Raw genomic sequence first — 14742 nt, 5'->3', positions numbered from 1 at the left:
ATGTTCAAAATAATATTGTAAATATAATTAAATTTCAATAAAAATATTATAATGCTAATGTTTTTCAAGGTTTGTAATATAATGATTTAAGAATCGTTGATTAAAATAATATTCATGATAAATGTAATATATCAGGTTAGATATATTAATAAGGATATTGTAATGATTTTTAAAATGACAAAGGTTGCATTTACAGTCGATAATTTCAAACATCATGTTATGTATGTTATTTCAGAGAAAAACAAAAGAGAGATTGCAAAAGATAGATTCAACTTATTATTTAAGGGTAACAAGCATATGTCAGATCTTGGGGCTTATCTAAAAAGCGAAGGACAAGATATGACATATGACGAGATTGAACAGGTTGTTGAAAAGTATTGTCAAGATAATCACAATCACATTTTTCATACTTATGTGAAGCACAGTAATAAGAGTAGTTGTTTAGACTATAAAAATGAGTGTCATACAGCTACAGGTGAAGACGGTATTCACTACGAGAAAGGGAACTGCACTTATAAATTGCATGAACGCCAGCGCATCAAAGACAATCTGAAAAATGGTGTATTGGAGGGCAAAGATAACAAGTGCAAAATTGATAAAGATCTAGTCGAGATCTTGAAAGGTCTTAATACAGAAGAAGAAAAGATGAGCGCAATCAACACTTATATGAGTGCTGACATAATCGCTATGTATATGAATGAAACGAAAAAACAGCGTGGCATCAAAGGACGAAAAACCAAAGCTAGTGATATTGAAAAGATGAGTAATGAGCATATCGTTGGTGAAGAAAATCCACACGACCATTTTATGTTTGCTCCTTTCGATCCTGTTTCTGGACGATTTTTAAATCCAATTTCTTATTCATATACAAAGCAAAAGGTTCACATTGCCTTTGAGAAGAAATATTCATGGTGTCTAGATCAAGGTATCGCAATCGGATACTGGAAGAAAGAAGGTCTGTTCGCTAGAAGAGAGTTCCTTAATGAGTGTATCGGTAATGGTCAAAACTGGAAAGAAGCTAGAAAGAGCTACAACGATCTTAAATCTAATATCCATAACGAACTTAGCAGTAGCAAATCAACAGCAGAGGTTATTGCATCACTTAAAGAAAAGGGTATACATCTAACACCTAAAAGTTTTGGAAAGATGAAAATCACACTAGACGATTCTAAAGTTGAACTGAATACCGCAAGCTTCAAAGGTAAAGATTTTGAAGTTGCAGTTAAAAAATTCACAGAACGATTTGACGCTGACAGGAATCTAAAATCAGGTCAAAAGGTCGATAAAATTGAAGATGTTCTGACTTCTATTATAGAAAAAACGAAAGTTGATTTAGAGCGTGATTTGAAGCTTACCACAACACCAGAACAACAGAAGCTTGCAAAGCTTCATGCTTTTAAAGAGTTTGAAATTCGTTGCCACAATGCAGGTTTGATTGTGAATCTGAACAAGCAAGGAAACATGGCGTATCACACGGTTCAGGACAATAACTTTAAGAAAAATGGAGTAATGGAAAACAACGCTAAACTGACTAAATTCAAGGCTTCAACGTTCATCAATCCAGAACTACAGGGTAAAAGCTTAATCTCGCTCTTTGACCTTGATGAAGAAGCAATTATGAAGCATCAAAACGAGTTGTTTGATGTTATGCCAAAGACTTTAAACTATCGTCAAACCGTCTATACAAACGTAGATCTGACATTGATGAATACAGTGGACCAGGAATGGTATTTGCAGAAACGCTTCACTGACTTGTTTGACTACTTTAACGCTGAAGCAAAACCTAATGAAGATGGATCATTATCATACTTTGATAAAACCACTGGTGAAGCAATAGCGAAAGAAAAACAAACTTCAGATACTACATGGACAACGACATGTAACATTGCAAATCCTAAAGCAGCAGGGGCGTTCATTGCTGCATTGCAGTTAGAAAGAGCAAGGGCATTAGGCGAGGGGCAGGTCTTAACTATCACTCCCCCTGAAGGATGCAATAATTTTGATCATTTACGTCATTTGCAAGTAGAGATGATGTTCTCAACAGATTCTAATAGTAATAAAGTTAGAGTCGAATACCCTAACAAAGCCACTGATGAACAACTTGAAAAGCTCATCGAACAGAGACTAGATAAAGAGCTTCAGCGATTTGATAAGAATGTTCAGAAATTCAGTAAGAACAAAACAAAATTTACTTTTACTGATGCGTCAGGTGTTCACCTATTACGAAACCCTGATTTCATCGACTACCAAGACAAGATTCAAGATCAGGTAAATCGTCAGATTGTCGATATGGTAACGAAAAACGGCATCACTGAAATCAAGTTCAGCAACAAAGATGATCGATACATCGAGAGAAACGAAAAGGCATTGTTGAAGCTTGTTGAATCGCTACCAGAAGATAAGAAAAAACTTGTCATAGAAGTGATTGAATCTCACAAAAACCAAGAAACTAAGAGCGTTCAGAACAGCAACAAGAAGAAAATCAAATCAACCAAACTTTCGTTGTGATTTTTTAGAAGAGAGCGTATTCGATATGCTTCTCTTCTGCTCAATAATATTCATATCCAATAGCTATTTTTGCAAAATTAGCTAAAATAGCTAGAAGTTGTTTCGACTCGTATTGGATACGTTATGAACAAAGAAATTATAGAAGAAATCAAGCTGGCACTCGCTTCAGCACCTCGTAATCAGTACATGACGGAGTTCTGTCTACAATCTATCAAATATGCTGATGAACTAAGCAATCTTACCGCAAGAGAATTTTGTGAAGAGTTGGGAATAAAACCTAGTTATGGCACAGAGTTTAGTAAGATGAGAAACCTTACCTCACGGCTTAAAGCTGCTGGTTTAGATACAAGGAAGATATAGTCAGTATGCTAATTGATAACGTAACAACTAAAGTATCAGAAACGCTTTCCAATTCGATTCAAGCGAACGATAAGCTGTCTGTAATGACGGGGCTTTTCTCCATCTATGCGTTCGATCATCTAAAAGATTCGTTGAGTCAGTTAGATTCAGCACGATTGTTATTCTCTCAAGCTAAAGGGTTCGATTCATTTGATTCACTAGGTAGTGAATCGCCTTTCGGTGCGCTGAATGGTACAGCGTTAGAAAACAAGTTCCGTAACCAGTTAAATCAAAAAGCAATAGCGCAAGAGTTTGCTCATTGGTTAGAGGAAAAGGCATCTGTTCGCTTAGTGCAACAAGCTGGAGCTGTTCATCAGCACATTACGCACGTAAATTCACATTCAGAATCAATAGCGATAAACGGTGCTCAATTCAATGGTCAAGGTATTGGATTAACAGAGTCGAATGGCTTTGACATGATTAGTCTTGCTAATGCAGATCAAGCTAAAGAGCTTTTAGGGTTCTTTAATAGAGTTTGGGGAAGCAAAGCACAAGTTAAAGACGCAAAGGCACTTCTACAAGCGGAGCTTGCCAAATTAACGACTGATCAAACACCACAGTTTATCTACTTCATTACGTTATATAATATTTTTAAAGACTTTGTGGGTGATCTGCAAGAAGACAAGATCCTAAAAACTAAAACAGGGTTTAAAGATACAATTGTCTGGAACAAGCTGTATAAGTTTCAGAAAGATGGTGTATTAGGTGCAATCGACAAACTTGAGCATTTTAACGGTTGTATCATCGCTGATAGTGTTGGTTTAGGTAAGACATTTGAAGCACTTGCCGTAATCAAGTATTACGAGCTTCGCAATGATAAGGTTCTTGTGCTTTGTCCTAAGAAGCTACGTGATAATTGGCTAATCTACACGCAGAACGACAAAAGAAACTTACTTTCTAGTGATCGCTTTAACTACGATGTTTTGAATCACACTGATATGAGTAGAACAGGTGGTTATTCTGGTGATATTAATCTTGAAACTATCAATTGGGGTAACTACGACCTTATCGTGATAGACGAATCTCATAACTTCAGAAACAACAATCCTAAGAAAGACGGTCGAAACCGTTACCAGAGATTACTTGAAGATATCATTCAGGCAGGGGTAAAAACGAAGGTATTGATGCTTTCTGCTACGCCTGTAAATAACCGTTTAAATGATATGAAAAACCAAGTAGCGTTTATCACTGAGGCGAATGACCAAGCTTTACATGATCACGGTATCAACAGTATTGAAGGGACGCTAAGACAAGCTCAAACTCGCTTCTCTAAGTGGGCTGAACAAGATCCTGATATTCGAACATCGAAAGACCTTTTAGACTCGATGAATTTCGATTATTTCAAATTACTGGATATTTATACAATAGCTCGTTCTCGTAAGCATATTGAAAAATATTATGGTACTGCTGATATAGGAAAGTTCCCGACTAGACTACTACCTGTCAACCTAAAAGCATCAATTGATCTTAAAGACCAGTTCCCTCCATTGGAAGAAGTGAATAAGACCATTAGAAGGTTATCACTTGCGTTCTACTCACCTATGAAATACGTGAGAATGGATAAGAAAGCTGAATATGCGAGACGATATGACCAAGAGGTTAAAGGCGGTAAAAGTGTATTTAAGCAAGTAGACCGTGAAGAAAGCTTGATCCATCTTATCCGTATCAATCTTCTTAAGCGTATGGAAAGCTCAATCCATTCGTTCACGCTAACATCAGAAAAAGTGCTTACTCAGGTAGATACACTACTAAACAAAATTCATAATTTTAACGCTAACATCAAGCCTAATCTTAGTGATGAACTAACAGAAGAGTTTGTTGCTCCGCCAATAGAAGAGATTGATGAGCTAGAGTTTAACTCACCAGAACTCGCTCCATATCTAATTGGTAATAAAACCAAAGTCCGTATTCAAGATATGGATTTGGTTCGATTCGCTCAAGATCTTGAAGCTGATAGAGTATTTCTTCAGGAAATCGTTCGAGTTTCAAAAAGCATTAACTCAGATCGTGATGCAAAACTTTCTATGTTGAAAGAAGCGTATCTTGAGAAATGCAAGAACCCGATAAATGGTAATAATAAAAAAGTTATTATCTTTACTGCTTTTGCCGATACAGCAGAGTATCTATACAAAAACTTATCATCTTGGGCTTCACAAGAGTTGGGTCTTCACTCAGCCATTATTACAGGTCAACGCACTGAAACGACCTTGCGTGGAACGGATGGTAAAAAGTTCAAAACTGACCTGAATAGCCTTTTAACTCATTTCTCACCTAAATCAAAAGAGCGTGAAAAAGTCTTTCCAGAGTTTAAAGAAGAAGTCGATATTCTAATAGCTACCGATTGTATCTCTGAGGGTCAGAACCTTCAGGATTGTGATTACTTAATCAACTATGACATTCATTGGAATCCAGTTCGTATCATTCAGCGTTTTGGACGTATAGACCGTTTAGGTTCTGTAAATGATGTGATTCAGCTTGTTAATTTTTGGCCAAACATGGAATTGGATGAGTATATCAATCTTGAAGCAAGAGTTAGTGGGCGAATGGTACTACTTGATATTTCAGCAACGGGTGAAGAAAACGTTATAGAGCAAGACCCTAAAATCAATAAAGGAATGAATGATTTAGAGTATCGCAGAAAGCAACTTGAGCAACTTCAAAATGCAGTTGTTGATCTTGAAGAAATTTCAGGTGGTGTATCTATTACTGATTTGACTCTAAATGATTTTAGGATGGACTTGTCTGGGTTCTTGAGTAGCAAAGAGAATGACAATACTGGTGTATTGGAACAATCACCAATAGGTTTGTTTGCGCCAGTGGTTATAGACAAAGAAGCATTTGAATCAGAATCGAGTCAGTTTTCAGGTCTTGGTGATGAGATTGAATCAGGCGTGATCTTTTGTCTAAAAGACATTAAAGGAAAAGTTCAAGTTGAAGAAAGCTATTCACTTGCACCTTACTATCTTGTCTATATTTCTGATGAAGAAGAAATTTTACTTTCGTTTACTCAGTCAAAACAGATCCTCGATCTATGTAAAAAACTAGGCTCAGAGTTAACCAATATTGACCAATCAACAGACGCTTACAATCAGTTTTCAAGACGTTCTCAAAACGGTAAACAAATGAGGCATTACCAGAATCTTCTCGCTAAAGCGGTAGAAAACATTGCTGGTAAGAGTGAAGAAATTGGAGCAACGAGTCTCTTCAATAGAGGTGGAACGGTCTTATCTGCATCAAGCACTCAAAACGTCAATGATTTTGAAGTTGTTAGTTACATGGTGATCTTGTAATGGAGCTAATTAACTTTAGAAATAACGATAAAACAGAACATAGCAGTTTGATTGAAAAGGTTTGTGAGAATTTAGCCCTTCCTGATTCAACGTTCCTTGGCACTCGTATCACTAAGAAGATGCTGGTGGATAACAATGAGCTGAGTAGTAATGATAAAAAGCTAGTAACGGACGTTATTCAATCTATCGAGTGGCAGAACACCCTTAAGCCAGAAACACTCAATGTTCCTATTTATGTAACTGATACCGTTGAGTACATAGAGATAGCGGTAATTCGTGTTGTACTGAAAAGTGAAATCAAGAATAAAACCAAACTCAAGAATGTAGCCAAGCTCTTACATACGCTGATTCCTTATCCAGTGATTTTACTTTTAGAACTAGGTGAAGAACTAGCGATAAGCCTAGCCGATAAGCGTATCAACCAAGCAGACAAGAGTAAGCTGGTTATTGAGCATATCTACAACAGTGATTGGTTAAGTTCAACGAGCTTAACGGAAAATGAGAATAATTTTCTTAATGATTTTTCACTGAAAAATGTTTCAAGCCTTAACTACTTTGAGCTTTATCAAGACTTCATTTCAATGCTAATAGCTCTTGACGTTAGTTGTCTATCAGGAGTATATCGAACAAAGAGCATTCAAGGTGATTTAACTGAACTTAAGTTTGTAGCAAAAAGTAATGAAGATAAAACGATTTTGCTTCATAAGTTGGCGACTCTTGAAGCTGATTTAACTGGAATAAGAAATAGACTAAAAAAAGAAACGCAGATGAATCAAAAATTGAAATTGAACGTGGAGGCTAAGAAAATCAAACTGTCGATAAACAAGATAAGGTCTTGTTTATCTTAGTCCTTTCTATATCAGGTCCATAGGGTATAATCAAGGCCTTTGGCCTTATGAATGAACCAAAAGTCATTTGTGCCGACATTAAAAATCTGGCTAGGATGACAAATTATGTACACACAAAAATCGGATTGGATAAACGACCATTTGGCGACTTCTAACTACTATGTATCTGATCACAGTTCATATAGTTCTAGGTTAGGGCTGCCTACTGAGGCGAAAGTAAGTCTGCGGTTTTTTGGCAATATTAGAATGGGTTATATCTTCCTATTGGCGATTAATGCACCTCGTAGCGTATGGAAAAGTTGTATGAATCAATCAGTGAAGGATCACTTGATACAACTAAATAAAATTACGAAACATAAAATTCCGCTACTAATCTTTTCGGATGATACACCCGATGAATTTGGCATCGTTGAAAGTAACTGGACTGGTCGTGTAGAGACAGGACAAGGCTTAAGAGAATTCTTTGCACAATTTGATAGCGACTTTTTATCGAATGTAGGAGATGCAAAACCAAAAAATAGATCTTACAACGATTCATTTCAAGCCTGGACTATCAGTAACTTATCACGATATCTTACGGTTAATGATATTGATGCGTTTGAGCTATCGTCTATAGACGATAGTTTGAATGTACTTGAGTTAAAGAGACCTAAAGAATCTTGTAAAACATGGCTACCTTATACTGATGATGCTGGAAATTATAAAGCAGGGAATTGGATGTCGAATAACTTGAGTAATACTACCTTTAAAACTATCGCATATAATGCAGATGAAAAAAGTACAATAGTGTTCTTAGACATCCGTTCAATTCAAGCGAATCAGTTATCTGGAAGCCTATACAGAGGTTCTATCGAAGCGATTGATTTAAGAAAACTAAATTGTATGAAAACTATGGAAGCTTTTTCTTCAACAAGAAGTAGAAGTTCACACTACAGATAAGAAAACTTATGAAAATTACAAAGAATGATACTGCAAGCAAAAGTTCAGAACTTGTCTCAGAAAACATTAAGTATTTGAAACAAATGTTCCCAAATGTTGTGAATGGAAATTCTGTTGATTTTGAAGCTTTAAAGATAGAACTTGGTAGTGAAGTCTCTGATAAAAATGAAAGGTTTGGTTTTACGTGGCCAGATAAGGACAAATGCAAGCAATTAGCGCTAAAACCCTCTACAGCAACGTTGAGACCTGTGTTTGATGCTGAAGGGGAATTGTCTGACAATATCTTTATTGAGGGAGATAACCTTGAGGTATTAAAAGTCCTTCAAAGAAGCTATCACAAAAAAATTGACTTGATATATATTGATCCACCATACAATACGGGTAAAGATTTTATTTATCCTGATAACTTTAAAGATAATGTAAAAAACTATCTTCAAATCACAGGGCAGATGGATTCTGATGGAAAAGCTACATCTTCTCAAACTGAAAAGTCAGGACGTTATCATACAAACTGGTTAAATATGATGTATCCAAGACTGAAACTAGCAAGGAATTTGTTGTCTGATGATGGCGTTATATTTATTTCTATTGATGATACAGAGCAAAGTAATCTAAGGTCGATATGTGATGAGATTTTCGGTGAAGATAACTTTATAAATAATATTATTTGGCAAAAGAAATACTCACCTTCAAATGATGCAAAATGGTTATCAGATAACCACGACTTTATTCTGTGTTATGCAAAAGATAAGTCTACGTGGAGACCAAACTTGCTTCCAAGAACTGATAAACAGAATTCAGCATATACGAATCGTGATGATGACCCTAGAGGACCTTGGAAAGCTGGTGATCTATCAGTTAAAACATATTCTGCGACTAGTGATTATGAGATAACAACGCCGTCTGGTCGAGTCGTATCACCTCCAGCAGGGGCTTGTTGGAGAGTTTCACGTTCTAAGTTTGCTGATATGGTAGCAGACAATCGAATCTGGTTTGGTGAAGCGGGGAACAATGTTCCAGCAATTAAACGTTTTTTAAGTGAAGTTAAACAAGGTATCACGCCTTTAACATTATGGACTTACCAAGAAGTTGGTCATAACCAAACAGCTAAACAAGAATTGAAAAAGCTGTTTTCAGAGACAAAAGATATTTTTGACACTCCGAAGCCTGTTTCTCTAATCAAGCGAATACTCGAAATAGGCTCAAAAAAAGATTCTATTGTTCTTGATTTTTTTGCTGGAAGCGGAACTACAGCTCAAGCTGTGATCGAAAAAAATGTAGAAGATAAAGGCGATAGAAAATTTATTCTTGTTCAGATACCTGAAGAAACAGGAAAAAAAGATTTCAAAACAATTTCTGATTTTACTCAAGAAAGAATTAATAGGGTTTGTAAAGCTAATGATATTCAAACCGCTCATACTTTTAAACTTGATGAGACAAATATCCGCCCTTGGGATGCAGACTTTGACAACCTTGAACAAGTCCTTCAGCAAGCAACTGAATCAATCAAGGCTGATCGTTCAAGCGAAGATGTTCTGTATGAAATATTCTTAAAGTATGGCTATGACCTAACCACACCTGTAGAAACAGAAGTGGTTAATGGAAATACTGTATTTATTGTTGGTGCAGGTGCTTTGATTGTTTGCCTAGATGATGAAATTACAGGTGAAACTGTAGAAGGTATCGCCAAGCTGAAAGAAGAACTTGATCCAGAAACTACCCAAGTTGTATTCAAAGATGCTGGATTTGCTGATAGCAACGTAAAAACAAATGCTATTCAGATCTTGAAGCAAGCTGGCATTGACGATGTTAAAAGCATTTAGGGGGTAAATTATGTCTGAAATGAAGATAAAGTTTAACCCTGATCTTGATCATCAAAAAGAAGCGATTAATGCGGTTGTTGGTGTATTTGAAGGGCAAGAAACGTTTCAATCTAACTTCTCTGTATCAAACGCTATTCAAGCTGATATGTTTGAGAGAAATGATGGTATTGGTGTTGCTAATGCATTGAGCCTATTACCAGAAGAGTTATATGAAAATACTCGTAATGTTCAGTTAGTTAATGGCTTACCTCAGACTGAAACTACGAAACAAGCACTTCCAAGCCTTGATTTTACTGTCGAAATGGAAACTGGTACAGGTAAAACATACGTTTACCTACGTAGTGCTTTTGAGCTGAATCAACGTTATGGATTAACAAAATTCATCATCGTTGTTCCATCAGTGGCAATCAAAGAAGGTGTTTATAAATCTCTGCAAATGACTGAAGACCATTTCAGAAAAGAGTATAAGAACGTTCAATATGATTACTTTGTCTATGATTCTTCAAAGCGTGAGCAAGTAAGAAACTTTGCTACTAATGATTATATTCAGATTATGGTAATCAACATTGACGCTTTCAGTAAGTCTTTCACAGACCCAGAGAAAGAGACGAAAGCTAACCTGATTCACCGAACCGATGATCGCCTGAACGGGATGAAGCCAATTGAATTCATTCAAGCAACAAATCCTGTTGTTCTAATTGATGAACCTCAATCTGTGGCATCTACAGCTAACCGTAAAAAAGCAATTGCGAGTTTAAATCCGCTTTGCACGTTCCGATACTCAGCAACGTTGACTGAAAACTTCAACATGCTTTATAAGCTCGATTCGATAGATGCGTATGAGCGTAAGCTGGTCAAACAGATTGAAGTTGCTTCATTGGAAGTTCAAGACAATCATAACCAAGCGTATATCAAGCTGATCAGTGTTGATAATAAGAAATCGCCAATCACAGCTAAAATTGAAATTGACGCTCAAACTAAAACAGGAAAGCTACAGCCACGTAAATCAATCACAGTTAAGAGTGGAACGGATTTATTTGAAGCTTCTGGTGGACGAACTGTTTATGAAGGTTATGTAATCAATGACATTTACTGCGAAGAAGGTAGCGAGTATATCGACTTTACGAGCCGTGATGACATCTTAGAGCTAAGTCAATCAATAGGTGAAGTTGATCAAGATACTTATAAGCGATTACAAGTATCTAAGACTGTTGAAGAGCATCTTGAAAAAGAGCTGAAATTTTATAGAAAAATTACGACTGGCGTAGATGTAATGGATCATTCCAAAATTCTAAGCCAGAAAGGTATTAAGGTTCTGAGTCTGTTCTTCATTGATAAAGTAGCGAATTACCGTGGCTATTCAAGTGATGGAATACCTGTTCAGGGTAAATTTGCCAAGTGGTTTGAGGAAGAGTTTACACAGCAATTAAGAAAGCCAAAGTATCGTGTTTTATATCCTTCAATTTGGGATAAGAATGATGCAGGTAAGTCAATTTTAAATGAACATGCGCTCAAAGAACTAGCTAGTTCTGTTCACAATGGCTACTTTGCTCAAGATAAGAAAAAAGATGCGTCAGGTAATCCTCTTTACGCTGAATCAAAACTTTCAGCAAAAGGTGAAGGTGGTAAAACTGCTGCTGATGAATCTGCTTATAACTTGATTATGAAAGACAAAGAAAAGCTTTTATCAATGGATGAAAAGCTTCGATTTATCTTCTCTCACTCAGCCTTGAAAGAAGGTTGGGATAACCCTAACGTATTCCAAATTTGTACTCTAAACGAAACTAACTCTGTGATGAAGAAGCGTCAGGAGATTGGTCGTGGTTTACGTTTAGCAGTAGACCAATCGGGTGAACGTGTACCGTATGGCTTTGAGGTTAATACGCTTACTGTAATGGCAAATGAATCTTATGATCAGTTTGTTGCTGCTCTTCAAAAAGAGATTGAGGAAGAGGAAGGGATCAAGTTTGGTGCAGTTGAAAAACACCAATTTGCAAATATTGTTATTTCTGATGAGCATGACACTAAAGAGTTTCTTGGTGCTAAAAAATCAGAAGAGATTTATCAGCACTTAGCGGATAAAGGTTACATCGACAAGAAAGGCAAAATCTTAGATTCTCTTAAAACTGATCTGGTTGATAATACGGTTAGTTTACCTGAAAGTGTTCAAGAACATTCTGATGCGATTCTTGCAACTTTAACTAAGGTTGCTAAAGGTTTAAGCATTAAAAAACATGAAGAGAAGAAAACAGCAACGCTTCGTGAAGATAATGGTAAGCAAATCGTGCTTGGGGATGATTTTAAAGCACTCTGGGACAGAATTAAGTATAAGACGACTTATCGAGTGAACTTCAGCGTTGGTGAGCTTGTACAGAAGTGCATCAAGGAAATCAGAGCGTCAGTTGCGGTTGCAAGTGCGAAGTTTGAATATAAAAAAGTGAAAGTGGCGGTAACAGAAGCGGAACTTGAGACTTTTGATGAAGAGTCAAAGATCCAATACTACCGTAATCGCAACTTCCAACTTCCAGACGTAGTAACGTATCTTGAATCAAACACGAACCTAACCCGTAAGACGGTGGTAGATATTCTGCTTGGACTAGGTGATAAGTTAGAAGCATTCAAGAACAACCCACAGCGATTCATCGAACTTGCTAGTGAAGTGATCCGTAAACAAATGCGTTTAGCTATTGTCGATGGTATCTCATATCACAGAATTGGAGATGAAGAATATTACGCTCAGGAGTTGTTCCAAGAAGAAGAACTTACTGGTTATCTTAAAAATATGGTTGAGGCGAACAAATCTGTTTACGATTACATCATTTGTGATTCTGATACAGAGTTTGAGTTTGCAGAAAAGCTTGAAGAATCAACGGACGTTAAGCTTTACGCCAAATTACCAGCGTGGTTTAAGATTGATACTCCATTAGGCAGTTATAACCCTGATTGGGCGGTATTGATTGATAAAGAAGATGGTATGGGTGATCAGCTCTATTTTGTAGTTGAAACCAAATCTAGTATCTTCTCTGATGATTTACGTGCTTCTGAGCAAGCTAAAATTGATTGTGGTATTGAACACTTTAAAGCGTTATCGCAAGACAAGAACGGTAAAGCCTTAGATAACCCTGCTAAGTTCGTGAAGGCTGATAGCTATAACACTTTTGCTACGAACTTGTACGAATAACTAGCATTGCTCACTGCTAAATGTAGTAGTGAGCTTTGATATCATAGGAACAGCTAAAAATGAATATGTTAGATGTTGAAGGTGAGAATTCACAAGAACCAGAACTTCAAAAAATGGACAAGCTAGAAATCTACAAGCGGCTAACGTATTACTACAGAATGCTATCTAGTGAACTAGGTTTGATTGAACCGAACGTTGAAAAAGTTAGACGTTATGAACAAGAAATTGAAAGTCTTGAAGAACTAACTAAATCTGATGATTATTATAAATTTTGTAATGATTGTCAGGGAGTGCGATTGCACAAATCAAATTCACAATGCATTGATTGTGCTGAAGCTCCTTTAGTTAAGTTGAATCTTGATTAGAAAAAGCCCGTCAGGGCTTTAAATTCGGTTTTTCATAATCTTTGTTCCATTAGATTTTTTGTCTGGTGTAGGACTCTCAGTTTCAGTATCACCAGATGATTTATCATTCTTAGTGTATTCAGACATATCAATACTATTTTCAATGTATAGCTTGAAGTATTTACTGATTAACACAGTGAAAATCGCAACCAGTTGTTTTCTACACATCTCATGCAATTCAATACCTTCTTTATCAGAAGTATCTACAGCGAAAAGCTCAGAAATGGACATATGATTTTCAGATAAATATTTGTTTATCGCACTAATCACTTGTTCTTTATTTTTGTCATATCGCATCGAGTTTTTAATATAAAAATCTAAATCTTTTTCAAAAAATGGATTGAAAGTTTCAATTGCTTGAATGTGTCTGAATACGAAATTACAGAAATCAATTCTATCTTTATCTAAAATCCTTAAAGGAAGTTTTTTAAGCTTTTGTCTGATTAATGGATCAGAAGTGCCAGCTTTAATGTCATGTTTTTTATTACCAGAAATCAGAAGATTAACCAATGGCTTAGGCGTTGCCAGAGGTTTGACGGTATACATTTTATTGCTCAGTAAATTCATTGCATACATGAATCCGACATTGAGGTTTTGGTTCTCAAAATTAACGATACAACCATTTTTAATTTCTAAGCGAAAATAGTCTTCTTTACTAAATTGAAAATGCTCTTCAAGCTCGATTAAAGAACTATCGTGAAGGTATTTCTTCATGATGTTCAAAGTCGTGTCATTAGGTTTGAAATCAACGTAATTAGGTATCAGTGAGTTGCTTGATTTGTATCTGAAAATTGTTTCATGATTATCTTCAAAACCTTTTCTTTCAGCTTGCTTTTGTTCTTTAACCAATCGTTGTTTTTCTGCTTCGATTCGTCTTGCATCAGCTTCTTTTTCTTCCCTTGTTACAGTGATTAATTCTTCATTTTTCATTAGATGCAACTGAGGGAAGTATTTTTCTATTCCATTTTCTAAAGCCCTATATAAATCTTTCAGAGTCTTTTTTTGATTCATGTAACTTGATGGATTTTGAATCGAATCAGGGTAAGAATCAATTACAAGTGCATACACAGCATCAATTTCATAATAAAGTTCTAATCCATTATAATTTTCTTTGCTGAAAATATCATTATTATAATATTGTTTTAATGTATCTAGTTTTTGCTCATCTTTGTTCATGTTTATCTCCTTGTATGTAAACGATACTGATCTAATACCATTTAGAGAAAAACTTTCAAATTATTTTGTTTAATATATCTGCATTGGAATAATTATGACTTGGTTTTAAAGGAATAATTGCTAGATAAATATTGATAAGGTTGGGAAATTATCTATGAATTTTTCTATGAAATT

Annotated in this window: 9 protein-coding genes; 8 read left to right on the top strand and 1 reads right to left on the bottom strand. The window is 35.9% G+C overall.

The annotated features are described in order from the left end of the window. Positions 1 to 162 precede the first annotated feature (162 nt). The 8 genes from ACRRSX_RS18450 to ACRRSX_RS18415 all read left to right on the top strand — a co-directional run bounded on the left by ACRRSX_RS18450 (position 163) and on the right by ACRRSX_RS18415 (position 13353). Positions 163 to 2508 carry a hypothetical protein gene (locus ACRRSX_RS18450; RefSeq protein ID WP_432451745.1) on the top strand — a complete coding sequence of 782 codons (2346 nt, stop codon included), beginning with the start codon at positions 163 to 165 and terminating at the stop codon, positions 2506 to 2508. A 123-nt stretch (positions 2509 to 2631) separates the two neighbouring features. Next, positions 2632 to 2868, top strand: coding sequence for an HTH-like domain-containing protein (locus ACRRSX_RS18445; protein WP_017035588.1), 237 nt, complete (start codon positions 2632 to 2634; stop codon positions 2866 to 2868). 5 nt (positions 2869 to 2873) lie between these two features. Then, positions 2874 to 6197, top strand: coding sequence for a helicase-related protein (locus ACRRSX_RS18440; protein ID WP_432451746.1), 3324 nt, complete (start codon positions 2874 to 2876; stop codon positions 6195 to 6197). After that, positions 6197 to 7045 carry a DUF4391 domain-containing protein gene (locus ACRRSX_RS18435; protein ID WP_432451747.1) on the top strand — a complete coding sequence of 283 codons (849 nt, stop codon included), beginning with the start codon at positions 6197 to 6199 and terminating at the stop codon, positions 7043 to 7045. Before ACRRSX_RS18440 ends, ACRRSX_RS18435 begins: the two co-directional genes overlap by 1 nt. A gap of 303 nt (positions 7046 to 7348) precedes the next feature. Then, positions 7349 to 7984 (top strand): hypothetical protein, encoded by a 636-nt coding sequence (locus tag ACRRSX_RS18430; RefSeq protein ID WP_432451748.1) that lies wholly within the window; start codon positions 7349 to 7351, stop codon positions 7982 to 7984. Between the two features lie 8 nt (positions 7985 to 7992). After that, positions 7993 to 9807, top strand: a complete 1815-nt coding sequence (locus ACRRSX_RS18425) for a site-specific DNA-methyltransferase (protein WP_432451750.1) — start codon at positions 7993 to 7995, stop codon at positions 9805 to 9807. Positions 9808 to 9817: 10 nt separating this feature from the next. Then, complete coding sequence (locus ACRRSX_RS18420; RefSeq protein WP_432451751.1) at positions 9818 to 12988, top strand: type III restriction-modification system endonuclease; 3171 nt, start codon at positions 9818 to 9820, stop codon at positions 12986 to 12988. Between the two features lie 59 nt (positions 12989 to 13047). Beyond that, positions 13048 to 13353: a hypothetical protein gene (locus tag ACRRSX_RS18415; RefSeq protein ID WP_432451752.1), complete on the top strand. Its 306-nt coding sequence runs from the start codon at positions 13048 to 13050 to the stop codon at positions 13351 to 13353. Between the two features lie 18 nt (positions 13354 to 13371). On the opposite strand, the gene ACRRSX_RS18410 is transcribed toward ACRRSX_RS18415, so the two are convergent. Then, entirely contained in the window at positions 13372 to 14568 is a 1197-nt protein-coding gene (locus ACRRSX_RS18410) for a hypothetical protein (RefSeq protein WP_432451753.1), read from the bottom strand. Between the last annotated feature and the right edge of the window lie 174 nt (positions 14569 to 14742).

It is taken from the genome of Agarivorans sp. QJM3NY_30, assembly GCF_050870855.2.
Classification (GTDB): domain Bacteria; phylum Pseudomonadota; class Gammaproteobacteria; order Enterobacterales; family Celerinatantimonadaceae; genus Agarivorans.
This window is presented reverse-complemented; position numbering and strand designations above follow the sequence as displayed.

Excerpts from the sequence above, each read along its gene's own strand:
- ACRRSX_RS18450 (WP_432451745.1), top strand. The coding sequence starts at position 163 with ATGATTTTTAAAATGACAAAGGTTGCATTTACAGTCGATAATTTCAAA.
- ACRRSX_RS18445 (WP_017035588.1), top strand. The coding sequence starts at position 2,632 with ATGAACAAAGAAATTATAGAAGAAATCAAGCTGGCACTCGCTTCAGCA.
- ACRRSX_RS18440 (WP_432451746.1), top strand. The coding sequence starts at position 2,874 with ATGCTAATTGATAACGTAACAACTAAAGTATCAGAAACGCTTTCCAAT.
- ACRRSX_RS18435 (WP_432451747.1), top strand. The coding sequence starts at position 6,197 with ATGGAGCTAATTAACTTTAGAAATAACGATAAAACAGAACATAGCAGT.
- ACRRSX_RS18430 (WP_432451748.1), top strand. The coding sequence starts at position 7,349 with ATGAATCAATCAGTGAAGGATCACTTGATACAACTAAATAAAATTACG.
- ACRRSX_RS18425 (WP_432451750.1), top strand. The coding sequence starts at position 7,993 with ATGAAAATTACAAAGAATGATACTGCAAGCAAAAGTTCAGAACTTGTC.
- ACRRSX_RS18420 (WP_432451751.1), top strand. The coding sequence starts at position 9,818 with ATGTCTGAAATGAAGATAAAGTTTAACCCTGATCTTGATCATCAAAAA.
- ACRRSX_RS18415 (WP_432451752.1), top strand. The coding sequence starts at position 13,048 with ATGAATATGTTAGATGTTGAAGGTGAGAATTCACAAGAACCAGAACTT.
- ACRRSX_RS18410 (WP_432451753.1), bottom strand. The coding sequence starts at position 14,568 with ATGAACAAAGATGAGCAAAAACTAGATACATTAAAACAATATTATAAT.